Source organism: Acidobacterium sp. FHG110202_01, from assembly GCF_059115305.1.
Genome location: NZ_JBZYWJ010000010.1, coordinates 32,369 through 56,198 on the forward strand (window position 1 = coordinate 32,369; position 23,830 = coordinate 56,198).

General features: G+C 58.4%; 17 protein-coding genes. 10 read left to right on the top strand and 7 right to left on the bottom strand.

The window, feature by feature from the left end:
- The first annotated feature begins 82 nt into the window (after positions 1 to 82).
- A complete protein-coding gene (locus AC5S16_RS19720; RefSeq protein WP_493931828.1) occupies positions 83 to 664 on the top strand; it encodes an RNA polymerase sigma factor in 582 nt (193 codons plus the stop codon).
- On the top strand, positions 661 to 1,137 hold the full coding sequence (locus tag AC5S16_RS19725) for a hypothetical protein (RefSeq protein WP_493931829.1): 477 nt from the start codon (positions 661 to 663) through the stop codon (positions 1,135 to 1,137). The genes AC5S16_RS19720 and AC5S16_RS19725 overlap by 4 nt, the downstream gene beginning before the upstream one ends.
- Here the strand turns inward: AC5S16_RS19725 and AC5S16_RS19730 are convergent.
- Positions 1,130 to 1,468, bottom strand: a complete 339-nt coding sequence (locus AC5S16_RS19730) for a phage holin family protein (protein WP_493931830.1) — start codon at positions 1,466 to 1,468, stop codon at positions 1,130 to 1,132. The two genes, AC5S16_RS19725 and AC5S16_RS19730, sit on opposite strands and share 8 nt — an antisense overlap.
- A gap of 82 nt (positions 1,469 to 1,550) precedes the next feature.
- Here AC5S16_RS19730 and AC5S16_RS19735 point away from each other — a divergent pair, with 82 nt between their 5' ends.
- Positions 1,551 to 2,378, top strand: coding sequence for a hypothetical protein (locus tag AC5S16_RS19735; protein WP_493931831.1), 828 nt, complete (start codon positions 1,551 to 1,553; stop codon positions 2,376 to 2,378).
- A gap of 49 nt (positions 2,379 to 2,427) precedes the next feature.
- Here AC5S16_RS19735 and AC5S16_RS19740 read toward each other — a convergent pair whose 3' ends face one another.
- Together AC5S16_RS19740 and AC5S16_RS19745 are read right to left on the bottom strand one after the other, a co-directional pair.
- Positions 2,428 to 2,865: a hypothetical protein gene (locus AC5S16_RS19740; protein ID WP_493931832.1), complete on the bottom strand. Its 438-nt coding sequence runs from the start codon at positions 2,863 to 2,865 to the stop codon at positions 2,428 to 2,430.
- Between the two features lie 139 nt (positions 2,866 to 3,004).
- Positions 3,005 to 3,622 carry a hypothetical protein gene (locus AC5S16_RS19745; RefSeq protein ID WP_493931833.1) on the bottom strand — a complete coding sequence of 206 codons (618 nt, stop codon included), beginning with the start codon at positions 3,620 to 3,622 and terminating at the stop codon, positions 3,005 to 3,007.
- A 103-nt stretch (positions 3,623 to 3,725) separates the two neighbouring features.
- On the opposite strand from AC5S16_RS19745, the gene AC5S16_RS19750 reads away from it, so the two are divergent.
- Positions 3,726 to 4,274: a superoxide dismutase family protein gene (locus AC5S16_RS19750; RefSeq protein ID WP_493931834.1), complete on the top strand. Its 549-nt coding sequence runs from the start codon at positions 3,726 to 3,728 to the stop codon at positions 4,272 to 4,274.
- Between the two features lie 206 nt (positions 4,275 to 4,480).
- Here AC5S16_RS19750 and AC5S16_RS19755 read toward each other — a convergent pair whose 3' ends face one another.
- Positions 4,481 to 4,957: a GNAT family N-acetyltransferase gene (locus tag AC5S16_RS19755; protein WP_493931835.1), complete on the bottom strand. Its 477-nt coding sequence runs from the start codon at positions 4,955 to 4,957 to the stop codon at positions 4,481 to 4,483.
- Between the two features lie 66 nt (positions 4,958 to 5,023).
- Here AC5S16_RS19755 and AC5S16_RS19760 point away from each other — a divergent pair, with 66 nt between their 5' ends.
- A complete protein-coding gene (locus AC5S16_RS19760) occupies positions 5,024 to 7,423 on the top strand; it encodes an ABC transporter permease (protein WP_493931836.1) in 2,400 nt (799 codons plus the stop codon).
- Between the two features lie 595 nt (positions 7,424 to 8,018).
- On the top strand, positions 8,019 to 9,521 hold the full coding sequence (locus tag AC5S16_RS19765; protein WP_493931837.1) for an FAD-dependent monooxygenase: 1,503 nt from the start codon (positions 8,019 to 8,021) through the stop codon (positions 9,519 to 9,521).
- 68 nt (positions 9,522 to 9,589) lie between these two features.
- On the opposite strand, the gene AC5S16_RS19770 is transcribed toward AC5S16_RS19765, so the two are convergent.
- From AC5S16_RS19770 to AC5S16_RS19780, 3 genes are all read right to left on the bottom strand, one after another.
- Positions 9,590 to 13,147 carry a carboxypeptidase-like regulatory domain-containing protein gene (locus AC5S16_RS19770; protein ID WP_493931838.1) on the bottom strand — a complete coding sequence of 1,186 codons (3,558 nt, stop codon included), beginning with the start codon at positions 13,145 to 13,147 and terminating at the stop codon, positions 9,590 to 9,592.
- A 562-nt stretch (positions 13,148 to 13,709) separates the two neighbouring features.
- The gene (locus AC5S16_RS19775) at positions 13,710 to 15,497 is read right to left on the bottom strand and encodes a CRTAC1 family protein (protein ID WP_493931839.1); all 1,788 of its coding nucleotides are present in this window, start codon (positions 15,495 to 15,497) and stop codon (positions 13,710 to 13,712) included.
- Between the two features lie 11 nt (positions 15,498 to 15,508).
- Positions 15,509 to 15,922: a nuclear transport factor 2 family protein gene (locus AC5S16_RS19780; protein ID WP_493931840.1), complete on the bottom strand. Its 414-nt coding sequence runs from the start codon at positions 15,920 to 15,922 to the stop codon at positions 15,509 to 15,511.
- A 209-nt stretch (positions 15,923 to 16,131) separates the two neighbouring features.
- Here AC5S16_RS19780 and AC5S16_RS19785 point away from each other — a divergent pair, with 209 nt between their 5' ends.
- The 4 genes from AC5S16_RS19785 to AC5S16_RS19800 all read left to right on the top strand — a co-directional run bounded on the left by AC5S16_RS19785 (position 16,132) and on the right by AC5S16_RS19800 (position 23,408).
- Positions 16,132 to 18,468 (top strand): glycoside hydrolase family 2 TIM barrel-domain containing protein, encoded by a 2,337-nt coding sequence (locus AC5S16_RS19785; protein ID WP_493931841.1) that lies wholly within the window; start codon positions 16,132 to 16,134, stop codon positions 18,466 to 18,468.
- Between the two features lie 137 nt (positions 18,469 to 18,605).
- Complete coding sequence (locus AC5S16_RS19790) at positions 18,606 to 21,233, top strand: glycoside hydrolase family 2 protein (RefSeq protein ID WP_493931842.1); 2,628 nt, start codon at positions 18,606 to 18,608, stop codon at positions 21,231 to 21,233.
- A gap of 9 nt (positions 21,234 to 21,242) precedes the next feature.
- Positions 21,243 to 21,791 (top strand): RNA 2',3'-cyclic phosphodiesterase, encoded by a 549-nt coding sequence (gene thpR, locus AC5S16_RS19795; RefSeq protein WP_493931843.1) that lies wholly within the window; start codon positions 21,243 to 21,245, stop codon positions 21,789 to 21,791.
- Positions 21,792 to 21,806: 15 nt separating this feature from the next.
- Positions 21,807 to 23,408 carry a phytoene desaturase family protein gene (locus AC5S16_RS19800; RefSeq protein WP_493931844.1) on the top strand — a complete coding sequence of 534 codons (1,602 nt, stop codon included), beginning with the start codon at positions 21,807 to 21,809 and terminating at the stop codon, positions 23,406 to 23,408.
- Positions 23,409 to 23,830 lie beyond the last annotated feature (422 nt).

Here is a 23,830-nt window from a genome sequence, read left to right on the forward strand (position 1 = left end):
CCGTGAAATATCATTCTCAGGGGGATTCCCTGCTTTTTTCGTGAGCGTAAAAGCCAGGTTTCCCGTCATTCAGGATAGGGACATGAGTTCTGTTGAAGCACAAGCCGCTGTCTGGTTCTACACTCAACCTGTCTTGAAGCCGCACGAAGACGTGACAGAAATCATCACCGCGCTTGTTCAGGAATACTCGACGACCCTGTACCGGGTTGCGTATTCGGTTACGCGGAATGCCGCCGAGGCAGAGGACATTGTGCAGGAGACGTTCCTGCGCGTCCTGAAACACCAGGAACAGCTGAGCGAGATTCGCGATGCGCGTGTCTGGCTGGTGCGCATCACCTGGAACCTTGCGCTCGACCGCAAGCGCCGCGCCAAGACCCGTCCGGAAGCCGAGGACATCGATTCGTTTACGCGCACGCTGCCTTCCGGCGACCGCCGCACCGATGAGGTGGTCATCTCTTCCGAGGAGTGCGCCCGCATCCTGGCGCTGGTGGACAAGCTGCCGCGAAAAGAGCGCGATGCGCTGCTGCTCTCAGCGGTGGAGGAGTTGTCCACCGGGGAGATCGCCGGCATCTGCTCCACCACGGAGTCCTCGATTCGCTCCCGCATTTTTCGCGCTCGCAAGGAGCTTGCGGCCATAATGGCCCGGGAAAGGAGCGGCCAATGAACCGGATTCAGAACAGGAAAATCGACGCTGCCCTGCGCCGCTTTGCGCAGGCGCAGCCCAACCCGGATTTGGAGGGGCGTATCCGCGCGCGCCTCGATGAGGAAGCAGCGCAGATACGAAAGAGTCCCTCCGCCAGATTGCGAAGATTCTTCTTCGCCCAGCGCATTGCCTTTGCCACGGCAGCGGCCGCAGTGGGATGCGTGATGATCGTGATTGGAAGCGTGCAGCACTCACGCCAGAAGGCGCTCGAGGGAGCGATGCCTGCTTCCGGAATTCACCTGGCCGCTCCGGAGAGCGGAGTGGGCGCAGCCTCCGGCACGCATATCTCACCGCAGCCCATTGCTGCTCCGGAACATACACGTGCACGCTCCGAGCGCGACGCAGCAGGCGGACGGGCCACTGTTTCGAAGGATGCGCACAAGCCTTCCGGCGTGGCGGTTCCGCAGTCGGCTGAACCGCAAAAACCTAATTAGACAGCGCTTCAAAGAGCATGTGCAGCACCGCCAGCACGGCTGCGCCGATGAACGCCGCTCCGAAGGTGTTTACCTGAAACCCCGGTACGACCCCGCTTGCCAGCTTCAGTATCAGAGCGTTGATCACCAGAAGAAACAGGCCGAGTGTGAGGATGCTGAGCGGCAGGGTAATAACCTTCAGCAGCAGCCCCAGCGTCACATTGAGCAGGCCGATTACGATGACGGCGATGAGGGCTGACGGCAGGTTCAGAACCTTGAAGCCGGGCACCAGCCATGCCACAATCAGCAGAGCCAGCGCATCCAGAAACCATCTCAGGAGCAAACGCAGCATAATCTTGAGCAGAACCCCTTTCCTGTTCGGGTGGGTCTAATAATCGTACCTTGAGATGCCGAAGAAAGGCAGGGTGCTGTTTATGCGGGGTTTTCTGTCGATCTTTTTCTGTCTTCTGACGGAGGCCGTTCTTGCCCAGACCGCGCCGGCGCCTCTGCCCGATACCCTCACGCTCATCAAACAAGTGGTCGATCACCAGCACAAGCTTGATGAGGTGCGCGAGAACTACACCTTCCACGAGACGGCCGTGATCCATGAGCTGGACAAGAACGGCAATGTAAAGAAGACCGAGACCGAGGAAGACGAGGTGTTCTTCGTCAACACGCATGAGATTCGCCGCAAGGTGAAGAAGAACGGCAAAGAGCTGAGCGCCGATGACCAGAAGAAAGAGCAGGACAGCGTTCAAAAAGATGTCGAGAAGGCGATGAAAACGCCGCCGGGCCAGGCTACCGATAAGCATGAAGTCTCGGTTACGCGGCTGCTCCAGATCATGAAAGTCGGCAATCCGCGGCGCGAGCAGATGGATGGACGCAGTGTGATTGCTTTCGATTTCGCGGGCGATCCTCACGCCAAGACGCACGGCATGTCGGAAGATGCCTCGAAGAAAATCTCAGGCACGATGTGGGTGGATGAGAATGACAAACAGGTGCGCCGCGTGATTGCGCACTTTGACGACAATTTCCATCTTGGGTTTGGTCTGTTCTCTGTCGGCAAGGGCAGCACATTTGCCTTTGATCAGAAACTCGTGAACAACGAGCTATGGCTGCCGACCGCTGCGCAGATCCATATCGTGGCGCATGCTATTGGAGTGATCGGCTGGCGCGGTGACATTGCCGTCACTGACAACGACTACAAAAAGTTTCACGCAGATGCTGTAGAGCAGCCAGGAGCTGCTATCGTGAAGCAATAAATTCAGGCCGCTCAAGGCGGCCTGAATTTGTGATGCTGTCAGTTACGAATTACAACTGCGGCTGGGGCTGTGCGCCACCGCCGCCACGCCGGGCCTGCATTCTTTCCTGCATCTTCTGCTGCTCAGCTTCGTACTTCTGCTTTTGCTGATCATTCAGGACCGCTTCGATCTTGGTGGTTGTGTCCTGATGGATGCTCTGGGCTTTCGTCATCCGATCTTCGCGCGAAAGCGACTGGTCCTGATGCAGCTGCATCATCTGCTGCTGCTGGTTTTCAAGCAGCGGCTTGATCTGCGTCTGCTGGTCTGAGGTGAGGCTGAGGGTTTTTGTCATATGCTCGAGCTGCTTGTCAGGGCTGAATCCCTGGCCCCTGGGTCCATGCATCGGGGGAGCAGCGGCGTCCTGTGATTGAGAGGCATCCTGCGCAAGAGCAGTGACACCGGCTCCGAGCAGGGCAGTAAGAGCGAGGGTACAAAATAGTTTTCGCATTGTAGGTAGTTCCTCCAACATTTCTTCAGACACCGTCTGATATGCCGGGTTGCGCCTGTTCTTGTGAACAGGTGTTTCCATTGCACATAGACGGCGAATGTCGAGGGGAAGACGACCTTTACCCGAGAAAATTTTGTATCTATTTACTTTGAGTTTTTGGAGCTGTTGCAAGCGGCGGCATCACTACCGGCTCAGAACGCAGGCCGCAGGGGAGAAGGTCTTCTGCATGTTCCTGAGGATGCGGGAGATATGCGTAGGCAAAGACTGCCCTGTACTCATGCTCGCCGGGATTGTTGCAGATGGCGCAGCTGGGATGATAGGCAATGGATGGGTGATCGCTGATACTTTCTATCCAGTCCTGCGAGGAGTGTGCCGCAACTGTCAGGTATTCAGGATGCTGCGGAGGGTCCTTCGGCTGGTAGGCAAACACCGGGCCTCTCTCGTTGTTGGCGTCGACAAAGCTCCCGCCTGATCCGCTCGATGCGCGCCATAGCCACTTCTGTCCTACATGCGCATACCAATGCGCGCTAGTTGGAACAGGCCTGGCGAGGTGGATGTCCTTATTTGTATCGTTCTTGATTACAAATTGAAATCCGGGCCCCTTTCCCGGCTCGGCCTGTGCGAGATAGCTTGCAGTGAGGCTGATGTGCGAGCAGAGCGGGACAACCGTTCCCGGGTGATGAGTGACGGCCTGTCCTGCGGAAGCAGCCATGGCAGCAGCAAAAACCAGGATGGATGAAGGGACGATTTTGCGCAACAGCATCTCCTAAAGACTATCTTGATCGGATGCATTCGAGATAACGCTTGTCCTCACAAATTTTTAAGGCAAATGGAGTATCCTTACCTTCATTGCGAGGACGATGATGAAAACTTTATCGAAATTTGTGTTGTTGACAGCTGCGGCTGCACTTTGTGCCGCACCTGTGCTGGCGCAAGGCAAGGCCCCCAAGCAGGTAAAGGTTGCGTTGAAAACTGCGGATGGAAAAGACGCGGGAACGGCGACGCTGTCGCAGAGGAAAGCGGGCGTTCAGATCGCGGTTTCACTCGAGAACCTGCCTCCCGGCGAACATGCAATTCATATCCATCAGGAAGCAAAATGCGATCCACCGGATTTCAAGACTGCTGGAGGGCACTTCAATCCATCAGGCAAGAAACACGGCATCAAGAGCCCGGATGGCCACCACAATGGCGACCTTCCGCTCAATCTAACCGTGGGCGCGGACGGCACGGTAAAGAAGACATTTCTTGCTCCTGATGTGACGCTCGATCCGAGTGCGTCGAATTCGGTCTTTGCCAATGGCGGGACTGCGATCGTAGTGCATGAGAAGGCCGACGATATGATGAGCGATCCAACCGGAAATGCCGGCGGGCGCATTGCCTGCGGCGTGATTGCTCCGCCTTCGATGTAACAGTCAGTCCTCAGTTCTCAGATCAATGTTTTTTACTGATAGCTGGGGACTGAGGACTACAGCATGTTTCAAAAATATTCTTCCAGCGAAGAAATTTACCTCAGGGGCTAAAGCCCCCTTGCAAAGCGTGCTTATCGGCACGGCTAAAGCCGTGCCCTTCTAAAACACATTTTTGAAACATGCTTCATTAACTTGAAGCCCATTCATCAGCGGTGGCCTAATTCTTTTGACATGGTTATAAAGTGCGCGGGCTGGGTAAATACCTGCGTAGCTTCCACGCTCAGGTCTTCCGTTCCTGTCACTTCGTATCCGAATTTCCTGTAGATCACAGGCAGTTCTTCTCGAAGGTTTACGATGCGCAGGTCCATGAAGCGGCAGCCTGATTCGCGCGCGAACTCTTCTGCGGCGGTGGTGAGGCGGGCTCCTATTCCGGAGCGCTGCCGTTTGGGATTGATCGACAACAGCCCGAGATAGGCGCGGTCGCCGCGCAGCTCTACATAGACCGTCCCCTGAATTTCTCCGTTCTCTTCGAGCACCATGAAGCGGCCTTTCCTGAAGTAGTGCTCGACTTCTTCCTGAGTAATGCGATTTCCGGCCTTAAAAAAGAATTCGACCTGGAACGCCTGATTGATGAGTTGCGTAATAGCCGGCAGGTCGGCAGCATCGGCAAAGCGAATTTCCATGTTTTCAGTATGGCAGTTTTCTGCCAGGTGTTTTATCTTGCCAAGACAACGGAGGAACTACGGGCCATGGGGACCTTTCTGCAGGATTTGCGTTATGCGGCGCGGCAGTTGTGGAAGCATCCGGCATTTGCATTGACAGCGGTACTGACACTGGCGCTGGGCATCGGGGCGAACACGGCCATCTTCACTGTGGTGCAGTCGGTGTTGCTGGCTCCTCTCCCTTATACCGATGCCAGCCGCATTATGGCGCTCGATACGCACTTTACGGCTGAAGGGCGCGTTCATCCCCGGGTGACCGGGCCGGATGCTGTCGATGTGCGGGCGCAGGCGCACAGCCTCGAGGCGGTGAGCCTGTATGAGGAGGGACTCCAGGGAGTGCAGCTGCGCGACCATGCCGTGTTTACTCCGTATGCGGCGGTGGACGGGAACTTCGGGCGCGTCTTCGGGCTGGCGCCTGTTACGGGCAGGCTGTTTACCGATGCGGAGCTTGGACGGGCGGCGCTGGTGAGCGAGAAGTTTGCCCGGGAGCAGTTTGGCAGCGCGCAGGCGGCGCTGGGGCAGACGGTGAGCGTGGAAAACAAGCCGCTGCAGATTACCGGAGTTCTGCCTTCGTCCTTCAATTTTCCTGCCAAGACGCAGGTGTGGGTCGGCTATCTCTTCAAGCCGGAGACGGAAGACCGGACGGCCTACAACTACAAGGCTGTCGCCAAGCTGCGAAGCGGAGTTTCTGTGGATGCGGCGCGGGCGGAGCTGACGGCGATTTCACAGAGGCTGACGGCGGCGTATCCCGACGCGAACAAGAACAAGGAAATGACGGTGGTGCCGCTGCAGGAGCAGCTGACGGGCAAGGTGCGGCCGATGCTCCTGCTGCTGCTGGCGGCGGTTGCCATCATTCTGCTGATTGCCTGCGTCAACGTGACCCATCTGATACTGGCGCGTTCGATTGACCGGCAGCGCGAGCTGGCGGTGCGCACGGCCCTGGGCTCCTCTCGCTGGCAGCTGCGCTGGCTGATGCTGGCGGAGAGTCTTCTGATTTCCGTGGCCGGCGGCGTGCTTGGAGTATTGCTGGCTGCTCCGCTGGTCCGGGTGCTCCTGGCGATTGCTCCTGCTGATCTGCCACGAGCGGCGGAGATTCACCTGAACGGGTGGGTGCTGGCGTTCACTCTGGGTCTCTCTCTACTGGCGACGGTGGTGTCTTCGCTTGTTCCGGCGCGCAAGGCGGCGAAAGTCGATCCGGCGGAGGCGCTGAAGGCAGACAGCGCGCGCGGCATTACCGGGCATGGGACGTCTGCGCTGCGCAACGGGCTGGTGATTGCCGAGATTGCGGCCACTTTCCTTCTTGCCGTTGGAGCCGGACTGCTGCTGCGGACCATGATGACGCTGACGACGCGCGATCTTGGCTACCAGACGACGCGGCTGCTGGCGGTGGATGCGGCGGCTCCGGCGTCCTACACGAAGGAAGACGGGCAGAAGATTCTGCGGCAGTATGACGAGCTGCTTCCGAATCTCTCTGCCTTGCCGGGCGTGGAGCATGCAGCGGAAATCTTCGGATTGCCGACGGCCAGCCTGGGCTCGAACGGCGGCTACAGCGTGAAGCGCGGCATGCCCCTGGCTGCCCAGGCGGACTTCAGCCTGGCCAGTCCCGGATACTTCCAGACGATGGGGATTCCGGTGAAGCTGGGCCGCGACTTCAGCGCACAGGACACATACGACAGCCAGCGGGTCGTCATTATCAGCGAATCGGTGGCGCGGCGGAGCTTTGGGAACGAGAACCCGATTGGCAAGCGGGTTCTGTGCGGGCTGGATCCGGAGAGCTTTCGGGATGGGATGATGGTCATCGGCGTGGTGGGCGACGTGCGTCAGGATTCGCCGGCATCGACTCCCGGCGCTACGCTCTACATGCCGATGGCGCAGCATCCGTACTTTGCAGCGGAGACGTTTTTTGTGCTGCGCACGAAGGTGGCTCCGCTGACGCTGATGAACGCGGTGCAGTCGGTGATGATGCAGACCAACTCGCAGATCGCCCTGAAGTTCACTACCATGGACACGATGGTGGGCGAATCGATTGCCGCCGAGCGCTTCCGTTCAGCCCTACTGTCCTCCTTTGCCGGGGTGGGGCTCCTGCTGGCCATGCTTGGCGTGTACGGTACGATGGCTTATTCGGTGGCGCAGCGCCGGTTTGAGATCGGCGTGCGGATGGCTTTCGGCGCGGAGCGGCAGTCTGTTCTGCGGATGATCCTGTGGCATGCGGCGAAGCTGGCGGGGTGGGGGATCTCCCTGGGGCTGGTGTCGAGCCTGGTGCTGACACGGCTGATCGCCAATATGCTGGTGGGCGTGCGGGCGGTGGATCCCCTGAGTCTTGGGGTGGCGGCAGGGCTGCTCCTGTTGACGGCTGCGGCTGCTGCCCTGGCTCCGGCATGGAGGGCGGCTCAGGTGGATCCGATGGTGGCGCTGCGGGCGGAATAGGAGGGGTATCCCCTCCCCCTGTTTATACAGGGGTTGTTTGTTTTCAGTGATTTACGAGGGGGTGACCCCCTGATATGTTGTTGATTCTTCTATTGCTTGTGCACTACTCCAGTGTTTTCTTATATTTAGCGGATAATCTTTTTGGGTTATCTTCTTTCAAGGCACAGGGGATTTGGGGATGTCAGTTCGTGGCTGAAAGCGGCCGGGCGCTGTGGCTCTCGATGCTCTGTATGGATCCTTCATTTCATTCAGGATGACGAGTTCGCAGGGTATTGGCTTCCATTGTCTGCGTTGCCTTGATCTGCATCCCGTCGGCCTTTGGCCGACTTCCCACAAGCTCTTTGATTTACTCAGGGCAGGATTTTTCTGCTCGTGGGGGCCTTCGACTCCCCCACCCCAGCCTGCGAACAGCTCGCAGTCCGGGGACCCCCGGTCCGCGTTGCTCCGCTCAGGATGACAATCTGAATGAGCGAAAGAGGGAATATTTTCATCTCCCCATTTTCAGGATATACCGCGCACGGGGGCTTGCGGCAAGACCCGGTTCGTGTCTCATCATCGTCTGCTGAAGCAAAAAACTCAGGAGACGAGATACACGATGATGAAGCATGCAGTAGCGATTGCAGGAGGAGGGCCGACAGGTATGGTGCTGGCGGCTGAGCTGGCGTTGGCAGGTGTTGATGTTGCCATTGTCGAGCGACGCACCAGCCAGGACCTGGTCGGCTCACGCGCGGGCGGCCTCCACCCGCGCACCCTCGAGGTTTTCGATCAACGCGGCATTGCCGACCGGTTCCTCGCCGAAGGGCAGAAGGTGCAGGCCGCTGCGTTTGCCGGAGTCCGGCTGGACGTCAGCGACTTTCCTACCCGGCACAATTACAGTCTCGGGCTGCGGCAGAAGCACATCGAGCGGATCCTAGCCGGCTGGATCGACGAACTCAAGGTGCCGATCTATCGCGGCATGGAAGTGACGGGTTTCGCCCAGGATGAAACCGGCGTGGATGTCGAACTGAGCGACGACTGCTCGCTGCGGGCGCAATATCTCGTCGGCTGCGACGGCGGACGCAGCCTGGTCCGCAAGGCCACCGGCATCGCGTTCCCAGGATCGGATCCCACTACCAGCAACCTGATCGCCGAGGCCGAGCTTGCCGGGAAGCCGCCGGAATGGGGCATCCGCCGCGACGCCCTCGGCACCCATGCCCTGGCTCCGGTGGAATACCAGATACGCAACGGCGAGATCGTCTACGCGGATCATGGACCGATCGGCGTCCTCGTGACCGAAGCGCACGTCGGGCAGACCACCGAACCCACCCTCAGCGATCTCAGCGCTGCGCTCATCACTGTCTACGGGACTGATTACGGGATCCACTCTCCCACCTCGATTTCCCGGTTCACCGATGCTACGCGGCAGGCGGCTTCCTACCGCAAGGGACGAGTGCTGATTGCGGGCGATGCCGCGCACATACATCCCCCCGATGGTGGCCAGGGACTCCAGACCGGTGTGCAGGATGCGGTGAACCTGGGATGGAAGCTGGCGCAGGTGGTCAAAGGCGTGTCGCCGGAAAGCCTCCTCGACACCTACCATGCCGAGCGCCACCCGATCGGCGCCCGTGTGTTGCGCAACACGATGGCGTCGATTGTTCTTCGCCGCGAAGACGAACGGACGAAGGCACTGCGCGACACGATTGCCGAGCTCCTCGGCATGGACGAGCCGCGCCGACGATTCGCCGCGATGATGTCCGGCCTGGATATTCATTACGACCTGGGTGAGGGGCATCCGCTGCTTGGACGCCGCATGCCCGATCTCGACCTGGTCACCGAAAACGGCCCGCTGCGGGTCTTCAGCCTGCTCCATGCTGCTTGGCCAGTGCTCCTCAACTTCGGTGAGCCCGGCGCCTTCGACATCACTCCATGGGCGGATCGCGTTCAGCTGGTCAATGCCGAGTATGTTGGCCCGTGGGAGCTTCCGGCGCTTGGGGTGGTCACTGCTCCAGCCGCAGTATTGGTTCGGCCCGATGGATACGTGGCCTGGGTGGGGGATTCGACTCAGCAGGGACTTGCCAACGCTATGACCACCTGGTTCGGACCAGCTGTTGCAGCGTAGTGCAAGAAAAACGGCAGGTGCCGGGAATGCCGGAACCTGCCGTGTGGTGCTTCTCAGCTTCAGAGCGGTTAGAAGTCGAAGTGGAGGCCGTACTGGATGGTGCGCGAGTTGGCGCTGCCCAGCAGGGCAGAGGATGTGCCGAACCCCGGCTGGAGATCCTGGGCCGACACGACGTTGTTGGTCATGCTGCACGGGTTGTAGAGCGAGTGGCCCGTGCCGGGGTCGGTTCCTACTGCCGGTCCGCAGTTGATGGCTGAGATCGGCGAACCCTGTCCAAGCGAGGCCGGGTTGAAGTTGGGGTGGTTGAAGAGGTTGAAGAAGTCCATCTGGAACTTGATGTTCAACCGCTCGTGGAATGCCGGCCAGTTCTTGCGTGCAGAAAAGTCAGTGTTGTTGTAGTTGGGGCCACCGACGAAACCGCGCGGCTCCATGTTGCCGGGAATGGTGCCGAGCTGATAGCCGATCAGCGTGAATGCGCCAGGATTGATGATGGTGTTGCCGTGGCGCCCGGAGACGGGGCTCTGGCCGGTGAGCAGCGGACGCAGATTGTTGCTCCCGCCATTCAGGCCGATCATGGCCAACTGGCCATTTTGATTGAGCTGGCTGGTGTAGGGCTGGTTCGTTCCCGGAATGTTGGCCAGGTTTGCCTCGTGCGCTCCCTGGAGGATGGTGAAGTTGTTGCCGTTCTGCGCGGTGACGATTCCGGTGGCTTCCCATCCGCCGAGCACGCCGCGTTCGAGCATGTTGGCTCCCTGCAGTTTCGGCAGGAAGTAAGTTACGTTGGCTACGAACATGTTGGGACGGTTGACGTCTGATGTGCCGTAGTCAAGGCGCGGATTTCCGTAGTAAGTCCGGGCCTGGGAGCCGATGCCGCCGCTGGAGTCGTCGATCTGGACGTCGGCCAGAGCATGCGACCAGGTGTAGGCTCCGCCAATCTGCAGGGCATCGCTGATGCGACTCTTCACCACGACCTGCAATCCGTTGTAGTTGGAGTTGCCGCCATGCGCCCAGTAGGTGAGCGTGCCATTGTTACCACCCGCAGCGTAAGGCCGCAGGAGGTTAGTGTCCTTGCCACTGTTGGCGAAGGTTGCCGCCAGCCAGTTCTGCGGAGCGATGCTGTTCACGTCATACACACTGGTGAGGTGGATGCCGCGGTTGCCAACATAGCCGATCTGGAAAGTGGTGTTGCGGGCAATCGCCTGTTCGACGGTGAGGTTCCACTGCCAGGAGTTGGGGATAACGGAGCTCGGGTCTTTGCCGCCGGTGGGGCTTGCTGTGCCCGAAATGCTCGAAGGCGTAGCGCCATCGAGTGTGCGCGGGTAGGCGCTTGTCGTCAAAGCGAAAGGAGCATTGGATACCAGCGTGTACTCGGAGACGCGCTCACGCTGATAGAACTGGCCTGCTCCGATGCGGAAGACGGTTTTGCCGGTGCCGTAGGGATCGAAGATGATGCCGACGCGCGGGGCGACGTTGTGATAGCCATTGTTGACCAGGGAGCGATTGGGGCCCGGAGTGCCGCTGCTGAAGGTGGTGCCGAACTGCTTGTTGGCAGCGCCGCAGGGATCCTGGCCGGGCGCTACCCATAGACCGTTGCAGGCATCGGAGGATGGCTTGCCCGGGTCATAGAGGAAGGGCTGGAAGCTGCTGATCTGGTCGTTGGGCTGGTAAGGATAGAACAGCAGGGAGTAACGCACGCCGTAGTTCAGAGTTAAGCGCGGCGTCAGCTTCCAGGTATCGCCGGCGTAGAACTCGTAATCACGCCAGCGGAGCTGGGCGCGGATGTTGGTGGATGTCTCGCTGAGATTGAAGACGTTACCGGTCAGCTCGAGGTTGGCGAGTGTATCTGTTGTGTCGATGCCGCCGTTGGCAGTAGCAACACTACCTGTAGCCGGGCGTTCACTGCTGGCGCTGTTCACGTCTTCATTCTTGCCGTTGAAGCCGAGGAAGGCGCCGAACTTCAGAGTGTGCTGACCCTTGATCCAGGTGAGATCATCGCGGCCGCTGAAGATGTCGAGCTCGTTCTGCCAGGGGGCCTGCATCGTCATTGTGCCGCCGTAAGAACCGAAGTTCACCTGCGGGACACCCTGCGAGGCATGCTTGAGGGACTCAGAGTAGAGCGTGGGAACAGCGGAAGAAACCTGGGACAACAGGCCGGGGTTTGTGCCGCCGGCGGTGACGTTGATGCGGTTGTTGGAGTAGTTGAAGGCGGCGTCATTCACCAGCGAAGAGGAGATGGTGGAGGTCCAGTGCGCGGTGATGGACTTGGATGGCTGCGCCCAGCTGCTGTTCAGAGCAGGAAATACAGTATCGCCCCAGTAGCCGGCGTTGAAGGCCGGGTTCGACCAGGTGTCCTGCGTGTAGCGGCCCATGATGTGGTTCCTGCTGTTGAGGTCGTAGTCGATGCGGGCGTTTTCCTGGCGCCAGAAGAGACCAGTGGGCAGAGACTCTGACCAGTTCTGGCCGTTGGAGTTGAGAGCGCCATTCGCAGTGGTAGGCAGCGGAAGCATCTGCAGCATGGTGGCCGTGGCCGGATCCACCGAGTTCAGAGTGTGCGGACCGGCGAGCTGCGATGCGGGCACATTGCTGAAATCGGGAAGGCCGGAGGTGTTACAGCCGAGGGTCGAGAAATCTCCGGCGCGCTCTGCTGCGGTAGGTACGCAGGAGCTGACCTGGCGGCCCTTGATCCAGTGGTTCCACTCCTCGCTCCAGAAGAAGAAGAGCTTGTCTTTCTTGATGGGGCCGCCGATGGAGTAACCCCAGTCGTTGCGACGATCCTTTGCCTTGCCGTCGAGCGGAAGTCCGGTGCCCGCGGTGGGAGCGGTGAAGTAATCGTAGGAGTCGAGCGCGTCGTTGCGTCCGCTGTAGAAGGCGCTGCCGTGGAAGGCATTGCTGCCGCTGCGGGTGACGATGCTGATGATGCCGCCGGAGGCCTGTCCATATTCAGGGCCATAGCTGTTGAGCAGCATCTTGAATTCGGCGATGGCTTCATCGGACGGATAGATCAGGATGGTGCGGTTGGAGCCGACGTCGTTGTTGTTGACGCCATCCACCAGGAACAGATTGTTGGTGGTAGGGTTGCCGTTGATCGACATGTCGACGCCGCCGTTGAGGCCCTTGCCGGTGTTGGTGAATCCGTTGGCGGCAGAGACGCCGGGCTGGAGCTGTGTGAGCTCGACGAAGTTGCGGCCGTTGAGGGGCAGCTCCTTGACCTGCGTGCCGTCGACGACCTGGGCGAGCGAGGCGCTGTCAGTCTGCACCTGAATGGCATTGGCCTCCACGGTGACGGATTCGCTTACGCTGCCGAGCTGGAGCTGCGCGTCGACCGTGGTGGTGGTGGCGACGTGAACGACAGCCCCCTTGGTGACGAATTCCTTGAAGTTGGGCGCCTTGACGTCAACCTGATAAGTGGACTCGGGCAGTTCAGGGATGGTGTAGCCGCCCTGCGAGTCGGTGGTGACGGTGTATACCTTGTTGGTTGCAGTGTTGGTGACGGTGACGGTAGCGCCGGGAACGGCTGCGCCGCTGGTGTCAGAAACTGTGCCGGTGATGGAACCGGTGATTTTCTGAGCAAATGCCGAATGCCACAGCAGAAATGCTGCGGCAAGACAGACGAGAGCTCGCCTCATTGAATTTGCCTCCTAATGCTGGTGCAAAAAGCGGGGCGCCTCTGGTTGGGGGCTGTCCGCTTAAGTTTGTTTACCTGTATAGACTTATGGACTGGATTTTCCTGATGCTCCACTTGTCTAAAACATACTTAAAATTACTTGTGAAAAATCTTTCCAGTCTTCAGAAACCTGTTTAGTAAACGGTTTGAGTGGAGTATTTGTGACCACAACAACCGCGTTCAACATTAGGCGACTTTGGGGATTCAGTTGTCAAGCGGGGAAGCGTGCGAGGGGCCAGAGTAGTTATCCCGCGGGAGACGGCATGACGGCATATGGCTATGTATTTATTGCATTTAATCGTTTTATTTCATCAACATGTGTTGTTGCATTTCCTGATTCGGCGTGGACGCCGAGTTATACCGCTCTATGACAGGTATTGGGTAGATGGGGCCTGAAGTGGGAACCGACATGTTTTCTGCCGAGGGCTGCAAAGGTGCGGCATCTCTAGAGAAATCGTTTGGAGGCGGGACGGCGATGGAGGGATGAAGACGCTTTGTCAAATCGTGGAATTCATATATGAAAATTACTTTTTATGTAAGGGCCTGATTTTTTCAGGGGCTACGAGGCCTGATCCTTCGAGGACGGAGTAGAAGCGATCGGCGTCGAGGTTGGCGAGCTTTTCTACAGAGCCGGAGGGCCATCGGATTTCTACTGAGTCGATTTTTGCGGCTTTACCAAGGCCGAAGTGCAGGCGCAGATCGCTTTGGGAGAGATAGCTGCCGCCACTGCGGACTTCATCGGTCTGCGTGATGCCGCCGGCGGTGATGGTGACGCGCGCGCCGAGGGCAAGGCGGTTGCTTCTGGTTCCGGCGAGCTCGAAGCTGATCCAGTGCGTTCCGGGGATGCCCTGGTTGTGCAGGAGCATGGGCTGGCCGTCGATGTCGGAGACGACGATGTCGAGGTTGCCGTCGTTGTCGAAGTCGGCGACGGCGAGGCCGCGGCTCACGCGCGGCTCTTCGAGCGCGGGGCCGGCCTGCTGGCCTGCGTCGCAGAAGGTCCCATCGCGCTCGTTCATAAAGAGGTTCTTGGGCTGGCGATAGCGCGCGCCTGAGGGAAGGGAGTCGACCTGGGGATAGACCTGTCCGTTGACGGCGATGAGGTCGAGCCAGCCGTCGTTGTCGATGTCGACGAAGGCATTGCCCCACTTGACATAAGGAAGCGTCGGAAGGCCTACGCCGGAGTCGTAGGAGACTTCGCTGAAGTCATATTTGCCGTTGTTGCGATAGAGCGCGTTGTTTTCATCGACGAAGTTGGTGACGTAGATGGAGAAGCGTCCGGTGTGGTTGTAGTCGCCGATGGCAACGCCCATGGAGCCTTGCTCGGAGCCGTCGGCGCTGACGGCGGTTCCGGACTCGAGGCCGATCTCAGTGAACTTGCCGTTGCCTTCGTTTTTGTAGAGGAAGTTGGGGGTGGAGTCGTCGGCGATGTAGAGGTCGGGGCGGCCGGTGTTGTTGAAGTCTGACCAGACGACGCCGAGTCCGAAGTAGCCGTTGGAGTCGTCGACGCCTGCGGCTTTCGAGACATCGGTGAAGGTGCCGTTGCCGTTGTTGTGAAAGAGGGCATCGCCTGCGCCGCGGAGTCCGCGCGGGCCGCATTGCACGTCGATGCCGCGGTATTTGCAGGTGGGCGCTTTGCCGAAGCCGGGCAGGTCGGTGAGCTTGAAGTCGACGTAATTTGTAACCATGAGGTCTACAAATCCATCGCCGTCGTAGTCTCCGAATGCAGCGCCTGCGGACCAGCGGCCGTCAGCTACGCCTGCCTGTTTCGTCACATCGGTGAAGGTGCCGTCGCCGTTGTTCTTATAGAGGATGTTGCCGCCGAGGCAGGTGATGTAGAGGTCGGGCCAGCCGTCGTTGTTGTAGTCGCCTACGGCTCCGCCCATGGCGAAGCCGGGAGTGGCGATGCCGGCCTTATCGGTGACGTCAGTGAAAGTGCCGTCGTGGTTGTTGTGGTAGAGCGCGCCGCGGGCCTTTTCACCTTTGAGGGCCATGTCGACGGTGGGCGCGTTGGTGAAGTAGAGATCGGGCCAGCCGTCGCGATCGTAGTCGATGACAAGGACGCCGCCGCTCATGGATTCGACGATGTACTTCTTTTCCGGCGCGGAGAGGTGTTTGAAGCGGATGCCTGATTTCTGCGTGACATCGATGAGCTGCGGGATGGTGCGGTCTTTGCAGATGCGGGTTTTGACTCCGGTTGGTGGTGGAGTGGCGGGACTGTGCGCCTGCGCCAGGAGGCTCGCTACCAGAGTGCTCTGTAAAGCGCAGACCGCGAGGGCGCGGAGGGGAAGGAATGTCTTGAAAGTCGGTTGCATTGAATGTGGCGTTACGCCATCCTCTGAACCCATTGGCTCCGCCAGGCTGGCGCATCGAAGGGATCTGCGAAATATTGTGTCTCGTGTACGACCTTACCGTTGCGGAACTCCATAATGCTCAATGTGTATGCGGGGCGCCCCTGGTAAATGATGGTGTATTCCGTGATCCAGAGATCACCATTTCCGAGAATTCGCTTGACGTTGAAGCCTGACGGTTTGCCGGGATGATGACTCCGCAAGGCCTGCAAATTGCTTCGCCCGAGGATTCGCTCACCAGACTGAGGATAATCACAGATGGCGTCGTCATCGTAAATATCGTGTTCCGCGTTTGCATCGCCGGCTGCCGACGCGAGCCAGTGTTTATTCAGGGCTTCACGTATTTGTTCCTCTTGCATGGATCGCTCCAGGTGCGGTTTGGGTTTCATGATCATCTGCTAGTCCGGCTTCTGGCAAGTTATTTGCTATTTGGTGCTGACAAACCTATGCATTGATTGAGCTATGTCTTTGGCAACTCAGAAAATTGACCTCTACCAGACAATAAGCCAACCTTCTTTGCTTCACGAGTTGTGGCGAATCATTTATCGTTTTGTACGTCCCTAAAAATTGAAAGCGATTTCATTTTGTGAGAGGCAGTATGGATCGGCGTGACTTTATGAAGACCGGCGGCGCGTTGCTGGCCGGGGCCGCGATGGGTGGGCGAGTGTTTGCTGAGGGCCGTGAGGCGGATGGAGATTCAGGCGGGCAGGGGCGGCTGGTGCTGCCGATCAATCGCGGGTGGCGTTACAGTCCGAAATTTGTGGAAGGCGGGCATGACGCGGGCTTTGATGATTCTGGCTTTGAGCGTGCGGTGGTGCCGCATACGAATATCCGCCTGCCGTGGCATGGCTTCGATGACAAGGAATATGAGTTTGTTTCGCTGTACCGCAGGAAGTTTCGCCTGCCGGCGGAGGCGAAGGGCAAGCATGTGTTTGTGGATTTCGAAGGCGTGATGACGGCGTCAACGGTCTGGATCAACGGGACGCGGCTGGGTGAGTACAAGGGCGGCTATACGCCTTTCTCTTTCGATTTGACGCCGCACCTTAATTTCGATGGCGAGAATGTGCTGGCGGTGGATGTGGACTCGACGGAGCGGGCGGACATTCCTCCATTTGGATACCAGATCGATTATCTGACCTTTGGCGGCCTCTATCGCGAGGTGGCGCTGCGGGTTGTGCCTTCTACGTTTCTTGAAAATATTTTTGCGCAGCCGAAGGATGTGCTGAGCGGAAGCCCTTCGCTCGATGTGCAGTGCTTTGTCGAGCATCTGGAGGCTTCGCGGGAGACGCTGACGCTTGAGGCTGTTCTGCTGGACGGCGACAGAACAGTTGCCAAGGCATCGCAGAAGGTTGCGTCTTCAGCCGCGGCGGCGGAATCTGTGCCTCATACAGTTACATTTGGGAAATTGAGCGGTATTGAGCTTTGGAATTTGGCGAGTCCGAAGCTTTATACCGTACGCGTACAGCTGCTGCGCGGCGGGCATGTGATAGATGAAGAGTCGCGCCGCATGGGTTTCCGGCATGCGGAGTTTACCGATCATGGCTTTGAGCTGAATGGCAAGGTCATCAAACTGCGCGGGCTTGACCGGCACCAGACATTTCCCTTTGTGGGGCAGGCGATGGCGGGACGCGCGCAGCGGCGCGATGCCTACATTCTGCGCAAGCAGCTGCATTGCAACATTGTGAGGACTTCGCATTATCCGCAGTCGCGGCATTTTCTGGATGCGTGCGATGAATATGGGCTGCTGGTGCTCGAGGAAATTCCGGGATGGCAGCATATCGGCGACCTGGCGTGGCAGGATATTGCAGTCGACAATGTGAGCCGCATGATCCGGCGCGACTGGAACCATCCTTCGATTGTGCTGTGGGGGGTGCGCATCAACGAGTCGCACGATAACCATGATTTCTATGTGCGCACAAACGCGATGGCGCACAAGCTGGACCAGACGCGGCAGACAGGCGGTATCCGTAACTTTCAGGGATCGGAGTTTCTGGAAGATGTGTTTACGGTGAATGATTTTGGATGGCCGCTGAAGCCGCCGAACCATCCGCGCTATCTGAACACGGAGTTTGTGGGGCATACGTATCCGGTGAAGACGGTGGATGACAATGTGCGGCACCGCGAGCATACGATTCGCCACGCGCGCATCCATGACCAGTTGGCGTCGAATCCGCAATATGCGGGCGGCATTGGCTGGTGCGCGTTTGATTACAACACGCACTTTGATTTTGGCGCGGGCGACCGCATCTGCTATCACGGGGTGACGGACATCTTTCGTGAGCCGAAGCCGGCGGCAGGATTTTATAAATCGCAGTGCGATCCGGAAGAAGAGATTGTGCTGGAGCCGGCGTTTCACTGGGCGCGCAGCGATGAGGCTGTGGGCTTTACGGTGGCGATGATCTGTTCGAACTGCGACCATCTGAAGCTCTACGTGAAGAGCAAAGGAGAGTGGGCGCTGTTTGCAGAGGCTGATCCGGACCACGAGCAGTTCAACCATCTGAAGTACGCGCCATTCAGCATCGATCTGAGGAAATACAAGGAGAAGTGGGGTGATCTGCGCATTGATGGATATCTCAAAGGCAAGCAGGTAATTTCGAAGACCTATTCAGGCCAGGGAGCGGATCAAAAATTTTCGATCCATGCAGATGATACCGAGTTGATGGCCGATGGCGCGGACGTGACGCGGGTGGTGATGCGGGTGACGGATGAGTTTGATGCGATTCGTCCTTATGCGAATGATGCGATTGCGTTCACTCTGGAGGGGCCTGCGGAGCTGATCGGGGATAATCCGTTTGCGCTGTTTGGCGGCACGGGCGCGGTGTGGGTTCGCGCAAAGGAAGAGGTTGGAACGGCGCGGCTCACGGCGAAGCATCCGAGATTCGGCAGTCAGACGGTGGAGATTGCTCTGCGGGCTGCTCCGAAAGAGCTGGCTTAGATTGTGCTTTTGTACTCATTCTTTTGTCTGAATGAGAAACTACCCCAGGTTAGCTACTCACCCCAACGCGCGAACACCGCGCGCGCCGGGGACCCCGATACGCGAACCTGGGGCACCCGCTTAGAGAGATTGGCCTGATGATGTTGCGACGAGTCGCGGGTTGTTTTGCTGCGCTGATTCTGAGTTGTCTTGCGGCGCGTGCAGATGTTTTGCGCGATGGCTGGAGTGTGCAGTCGGCTTGCAAGCTACAGGCTGGGGGCGAGAGCATTTCGACTGCTGACTTTCGTCCGGAAGGCTGGTACAAAACTGCGGTGCCGGCCACGGTGCTGTCAGTGCAGGTGAATGCGGGTGTTTATAAGCAGCCGTATTTCGGCACGAACCTGCGTGACATTCCGGGGACGACGTATCCGGTCGCGCACAATTTTGCGAATCTGCCGATGCCGGAGGACAGTCCGTATCGCTGCGGCTGGTGGTATCGCAAGGAATTTGTTGTGCCTGCGGCGGAGAAAGGGCGCACGCTCTGGCTGAAGTTTGGCGGAATCAACTATCGCGCGAATCTCTGGATCAACGGCAAGCGTATTGCGGATTCTTCGCAGGTGGCGGGCGCATATCGCACGTATGAGTTCGATGTAACGGACAAGGTTGCGGCCGGCAAACCGAATGTTGTGGCGGTGGAGACTTTTGCTCCTACTGAGAAAGACCTGGGCATCAACTGGGTGGACTGGAATCCTTGTCCTCCGGATAAGGACATGGGTTTGTGGGGCGGAGTGGAGCTGGTGACAAGCGGGCCTGTGGCGCTGCGCTCGCCGCTGGCGGTTACGCACTTCACCGATGCTTCGCTGAAGCAGGCGAACCTGACGGTTTACGCGGAGCTTCACAACGCGACAGACAAGCCTCAGCATGGAATTGTAACCGGCACGGTTGCAGGAATCAGAATCGAGCAGGAAGTTGATCTGAATCCGAATGAAGATAAGACTGTCGTCTTTGATCCGGAGAAATTTGCGCAACTGCAGGTGAAGAACCCGGCGGTGTGGTGGCCTTACCAGGTGGGCGCGCCGCACCTGGAAACGATGAGTCTTCGTTTTGTGGAGAATGGCAGAATCTCGGATGAGAAGTCGGAACGCTTCGGCATCCGTGAAATGACTTCTGAGCTTACGGACAAGGGCTATCGGCTCTTTCGCGTGAATGGCAAGCCGATTCTGATTCGCGGCGCGGGGTGGTCGCAGGACATGCTGCTGCGCGAAGATCCGACGCGGCTGCGCGAACAGTTTGCGCTGGTGCGCGACATGCATCTGAATGCGATTCGCCTGGAAGGCAAGCTGGAGACAGATGACTTTTTCCGCCTGGCTGATGAGCAGGGCATTCTTGTGTTGCTGGGGTGGTGCTGCTGCGACCAGTGGGAGCACTGGGACAAGTGGACGCCGGAAAATTACCAGGTGGCGCAGGCGTCGCTGCGCGCGCAGATGCTGCGCATCCGGGACCATGCGAGTTTGCTGGTGTGGCTGAATGGCAGCGACAATCCGCCGCCGGCCGATGTAGAGCGCATGTATCTTGACGTGGAGGCGCAGACGCACTGGCCGAATCCACTTCTGTCATCGGCTTCGGCGAAGCCTACGACGGTGACGGGGAAGAGCGGCGTGAAGATGTCGGGGCCATACGATTACGTCGCTCCGTCGTACTGGTATGTCGATACGGAGAAGCATGGCGGCGGTTATGGCTTTAATACGGAGACGAGCCCGGGGCCGGCGATTCCGAAGCTGAGCAGTTTGAAGAAATTTATTCCTGAAGATCAGTTATGGCCGCAGACGAGTGATGCATGGAATCTGCATAACGGCGGCGGCGGGTTCAAGACGCTGACGGTCTTTGATGATGCGATGAAGGCAACGTATGGCGCGCCGCAGAATCTTGAAGACTACGTGCGCGTGGCGCAGGCGATGACGTACAACGGTGAGCGCGCGATGTACGAAGCGTACACGCGCAACAAGTACACATCGACGGGCGTGATTCAGTGGATGCTGAACAATGCGTGGCCTTCGACGATATGGCACTTGTATGACTACTACCTCAATGTGGGTGGCGGGTATTACGGGACGAAGAAGGCGTGCGAGCCGCTGCATGTGCAGTATTCGTATGACGACCACAGTGTGGTTGTGGCGAACAGCATGTATCAGGCTTCTCCGCGTCTGGTGGTGAAGGCGAGTGTCTATGACATCGATTTGAAAGAGCTTTTCAGCAAGGAGCAGGAAGTTACGGTCGATGCGGATGCGTCGCAGCGCGCTATTGCGATTCCGGATTCTGTTTTTTCTGAAGGCTCCAAAGTTTATTTTGTGGATTTGACGCTCAGGAAGGAATCGGGCGAAGTGGTAAGCCGGAATTTCTACTGGGTGCCTGCTGCTTTAACCACATTTGACTGGCCGAAGACGAAGTACACACATACGCCTGCGATTACGCATGAGGATATGACGGCGTTGGAGTCTTTGCCGAAGGCCAGGGTTGAAGCGGCAGCTTCAATGCAGGGAAAGGTCGTGGAGCTGCGGCTGCGTAATCCTTCGAAGGCACTGGCGTTTCAGGTTGCGGTTGCTGTCGAGGATGGTCACGGGGAGGATGTCACGCCGGTTGTGTGGTCGGATAATTATGTTTCGCTGATGCCGGGTGAATCGCGCACGCTGACGACTGTGCTTCCTGCGCGTGTTCCGGAGAATGCAGTGGTTCATGTTTCCGGATGGAATGTTGCGGAGCAGACTCTGGGCTTGCTGCGGAAGTAGAGTGGTGGTGTGCGGCTCTTTGTTGGCATGGCGTTATCACGCGAGACGGAAGATGCTCTGGCTGTGTATGTGGGTGGGCTGAGCGGGGATTTTCCGCAATTGCGATGGTATGTGCCGGAGCTGTGGCATGTGACGCTGCAATTTCTTGGCGAAGTGGATGATGCGAAGTATGCCTGTGTTGTTGACCAGCTGAAATTGGTGCAGGCGCATGAGGTTGAGATTCGATTGGCGGAGCCTGGCTTCTTTGAGCGTGCCGGGGTTTTTCATGTGGCGGTCGAAGCTACTGAGACATTGACTGCGCTTCATCAGCAGACGGCGCAGGCGCTGCAGCATTGCGGCTTTGAGCCGGAAGACCGGCCTTATGCTCCGCATATTACGCTGGCGCGCAACAAGGGGCGCGGGCCAGCGCCTGATTTCAAGCGGCTGCGGAAGGTGGTGGAGCAGCAGCCGGTTCCGATGCTGCCTGCATTTCTTGCGCGGGAGTTTCTGCTGTATCAGAGTTTCACGGAGTCATCCGGTTCGCGGTATGAAGTGCGCGAGCGTTTCCCTTTGATGTAATCTGCGGCCATACTCATGACCAATAACCAGAACTTAACTGCAGATGTTTTAGGCAGGATCGGGCTGCCTCTTCCGGTTAAAGACCTGGCGCAGCGCGCCTGGGATGTGATTGTCGCGGGCGCGGGGCACAACGGTCTTGCATGCGCCGCTTACCTGGCGCGCGCGGGGAAGCGCGTTCTGGTGCTGGAGGCACGTGAGCGTGTCGGCGGAGCCTGCACGGTTGAAGAGCCTTTTCCAGGAGTGAGGATGTCTCCGTGTGCGTATCTTGCGGGGCTGCTGCATCCGCTGGTGGTGGAAGAGCTGAATCTGCCGCAGCGTGGGTTTGATTGGACTCCTGCGGTGAACGGGTTGTTTGTGCCGTTTCCTGATGGGAGCAGCGTGCAGCTCTGGGATGAGGATGCGAAGTGCGAGGAGGAAATCCGCCGCTTCAGTCCCGGTGATGTTGAAGGCTGGCGTGCAATGAGCGACGTGGTGCGGCGGTTGCGTGATGCGCTGCGTCCGGCGGGCGATGGAGATGTGTGGATTGGCGATGCTCCTGCGCGCGAGCAGATCGAGGAGCGGTTGGGGAATGACGATGAGGCGCGGAAGTTGCTGTTTGATTGGTCGATGGCGGAGTTTGTCGAGCACTATTTGCAGGACGAGCGTTTGCAGGTGGCGCTGTTGGGGCAGGGAGTGATCGGGACGAATGCGAGTCCGTTTGATGCGGGCACAGCTTCGATTCGCTTTCATCATTCTTCGGGCAGGCTGGGCGGCATGCCGGGCATGTGGGGATACGTGAAGGGCGGAATGGGCATGGTCTCGTTCTACTTCTGCGATGCGGCGCGCGAGGCTGGAGCGACTGTAGCTGCCGGAGTTCCGGTGGCTGCGATTCTGCCGGGAGAGGGCGTGCTGCTTGAGAGCGGCGAGCGCATCAGTGCTCCGGTTGTAGTATCGAATGCTGATCCCAAGCGCACGTTGACGATGCTTGGCGCGGCCGCTGATGGCAAGTGGAAGGCGAAGGTCGAGTCTGTGCCGATTGAGGGGTGTACGGTCAAGCTGAATGTTCTGCTGCGCGAGCTTCCGAGTTTCACGGCGCGTCCGGGGATGCTGGAGCCTCATCATTTTGGGCAGATCAATGCGCCTCTTACCAAGTCTGAGTGGAAGGAGGGTTATGCTGCGGCTCGTGCTGGACGCTTACCCGAACATCTGTGGTGCGAGCTTTATTTTCAGAGTGTGCATGATGCGAGCGTTGCTCCTGAAGGACATCACACGATGAGCGTGTTTGCGCAGTATGTTCCTTACCGGTTCGAGCAGAGCACGTGGGATGAGCGGCGCGATGAGGTTCGCAGGCTTGTGCTTGGTTCGCTGGGGCGATTCTGCAGCAATATCGAGGGTGCTGTGATCGATGTGCAGGTGCTGGGGCCTCCGGACATTGAGGAGAAGGTCGGGCTTACGGGCGGTCATATTTTTCAGGGGGAGTGTCTGCCTGCTTATATGTGGTCGGAGCGGTTGACGGCGCGGACTCCTATGAAGGGCGTTTATCTTTGCGGGGCTTGTACGCATCCGGGTGGGAGTGTGATCGGGATCAATGGGAGGAATGCTGCGATGGCTGTGTTGCGGGATCTTGGCGCTGAATAGTCCCGGGTTTATGTTGATATGAAAATTTTGCTTTCCCACCCTTTCGCAAAAAGCGCGAAAGGATGGGGCACCCGATATCCGGCGGGATTTTGGTAATCATAGCTTCGGTTGTGATTTCCCACTCTTGTGGTGGCTATCGACACGAAAAGCAGGTCCTTCGCTTCGCTCAGGATGACAAGGTTGATTGAGAGTTGTGGTCTCCTACCCTATTGGGGCAAAACCACCCAGGTTAGCTACGCGACCCTTCGACTACGCTCAGGGCAGGCTCTGGGGCACCCCTTGTGGTGCCTACCGAAGCTAAAAAGCGGTCGTTGCTGTGCAACGATTCGCAGGAACGCTTAGATTTCGCTCAGGGACGGGCTTTTCAAGTTCCTGCGGGTCCTTCGACTCGCGCTGCGCGCTTCGCTCAGGATGACATGCTG